The organism is Streptomyces sp. NPDC006476, assembly GCF_040612015.1.
In the GTDB taxonomy this organism is placed as follows: domain Bacteria; phylum Actinomycetota; class Actinomycetes; order Streptomycetales; family Streptomycetaceae; genus Streptomyces; species Streptomyces griseorubiginosus_B.
This window is the reverse complement of sequence record NZ_JBEXPK010000278.1, coordinates 1-1,770: the sequence shown is the minus strand read 5'-3', so window position 1 is coordinate 1,770 and position 1,770 is coordinate 1. Positions and strand designations below refer to the sequence as shown.

The following is a 1,770-nucleotide window of genomic DNA, read 5'->3' as shown; positions in this document are numbered from 1 at the left end:
CGCGGACGGCCTTGTAGCGGCCGGGGCGGGCCAGAGCGGCGGTGACCTCGGGAGAGCCGGAGCGGAGTTTCTCGCCGATGATGTAGCCGCCGCCTCCTCGCTACATCCCGCTACAACATCTGGAACCGCGACGGGCGGCCTCGCGACAGTACGCCGATCACCGCCATTGTCATCACCGTGCATCCACCGGTTCTCCCCACCACGCCTGCCCCAGACCGGGCCGCTTCCGGCCGCTGGGGACAGGTCTGCCGGATCTTGGCGGAGAACTCCAACCAGGCCATGCACGCCCGTGACATCGCAGGGCATCTCGGCCTCATCGCCACCGGGCGTGTGCTGAGCGGCTTCAACGCGCAGCTCTGCTACTGGGCGCGTAACGGCCGACTCATCCGAACGGCACCGAGTACGTACAAGCTCCCTCATCCTGGGGCCTTGACATCGTCAACTGAGCCTTAACTTCGTGGCATTGGATGCTCGACGCGGTGCGCTATGTCGTGGACAACGGCGTGAAGTGGGCCAACCTGCCCGCGGACTTTCCGCCGTATCGGCGCGTGCATGCCTTCGCCCGCCGCTGGCAGGTCACGGGGCTGCTCGCTGAACTCCACGACCGGCTGCGCGACCGCGTCCGGGAGAAGGAGGGCCGAACGGCGGACCCGACGGCCGCGATCGTGGACTCCCAGTCGGTGCGGGCGGCGGGGAACATCCCGCGGTCGACGTCCGGCTGGGACGGCGGGAAGAAGGTGGGCGGCCGCAAGCGTCACCTGGTGGTGGACTGCCTCGGCCTGGTCCTGGCCGTGACGGTGAGTGCGGCGAGCGTGCAGGACCGCGACGCCGCCGTGCCCCTGCTTGAGCGGCTACGACGCCAGTACTTCTCCGTCCGTCTCATCTGGGCGGACGGCGGATACGCCGGGAGCCTGGTCGGCTGGGCCCGCGAGAAACTCCGGCTCACCCTGGAGATCGTCAAACGATCTGATGACGTGACGGGGTTCGTGGTGCTGCCGCGCAGGTGGGTGGTGGAGCGCACCCTGAGCTGGCTGATGCGCTCGCGTCGCCTGGTGCGCGACTACGAGACGCTGCCGGCCATGCACGAGGCCATGGTGCTGTGGTCGATGACCATGCTCATGAGCGGTCGCCTGGCCGGACGCCGGCCGGCCGGCTTCAGAGGACCTACACCGAGGAAGCGATGAATACTCCTGGCCGCACCTGGAGTGCCCATCCTCGTTCCACCAGGCGTTTCGCCTTCGACCGCAGCCCCTCGACCTTCGCCGGGATAACCTCCAGTCCCAGCGCGAGGGCCAGTTGCTGGCAGCGCATGCCCTCCCGGCCCGCTTCCGACTCCAGCACCGCCAGGATCCGCTGGTAGTCCGGCGCGAGGACGGTCGCCGCCATGCCCGTCTCCCGCCGGGGCACCGTCGAACCGGGCACCGCGGTGCCCGGCGGCTCCGCAATCACCGAAGGCGGACCGGCCAGCACCTCGGTCACCGTCACCCGGGCATCCACCAGACGCTGAAGCGCAGCTTCGGCCTCGCCGAGCGCGGCCTGCACCCGCTCGACCTCCTCCCGCAACCGCGCGATCTCCTCCCGGACCCTCTTCTCCCTGGCCTCCAGCAGACCGAGCACCGACGCCACCAACGACCTCCACGAGCCAGACGAGCGGACCAACCACGTCCATCTCTCCCCCGGGTTCCGCAGGTGATGTAGCGGGATAGTCCGTGGATTTGGGGGGTGACGTGCGGAAACGCGCCGTCGGCTGGTGGGACGGCGTGTATCTAG

At 69.2% G+C, this 1,770-nt stretch carries 2 protein-coding genes; one reads left to right on the top strand and one right to left on the bottom strand.

Annotation, left to right across the window (positions count from 1 at the left end):
- Positions 1–467: 467 nt before the first annotated feature.
- A complete protein-coding gene (locus ABZZ74_RS54000; protein ID WP_356951424.1) occupies positions 468–1,184 on the top strand; it encodes an IS5 family transposase in 717 nt (238 codons plus the stop codon).
- Here the strand turns inward: ABZZ74_RS54000 and ABZZ74_RS53995 are convergent.
- On the bottom strand, positions 1,165–1,626 hold the full coding sequence (locus ABZZ74_RS53995; protein WP_356951423.1) for a hypothetical protein: 462 nt from the start codon (positions 1,624–1,626) through the stop codon (positions 1,165–1,167). The genes ABZZ74_RS54000 and ABZZ74_RS53995 overlap by 20 nt on opposite strands.
- Positions 1,627–1,770 lie beyond the last annotated feature (144 nt).

Coding starts and splice junctions, on each gene's coding strand:
- ABZZ74_RS54000 (WP_356951424.1), top strand. CDS start 468: ATGCTCGACGCGGTGCGCTATGTCGTGGACAACGGCGTGAAGTGGGCC.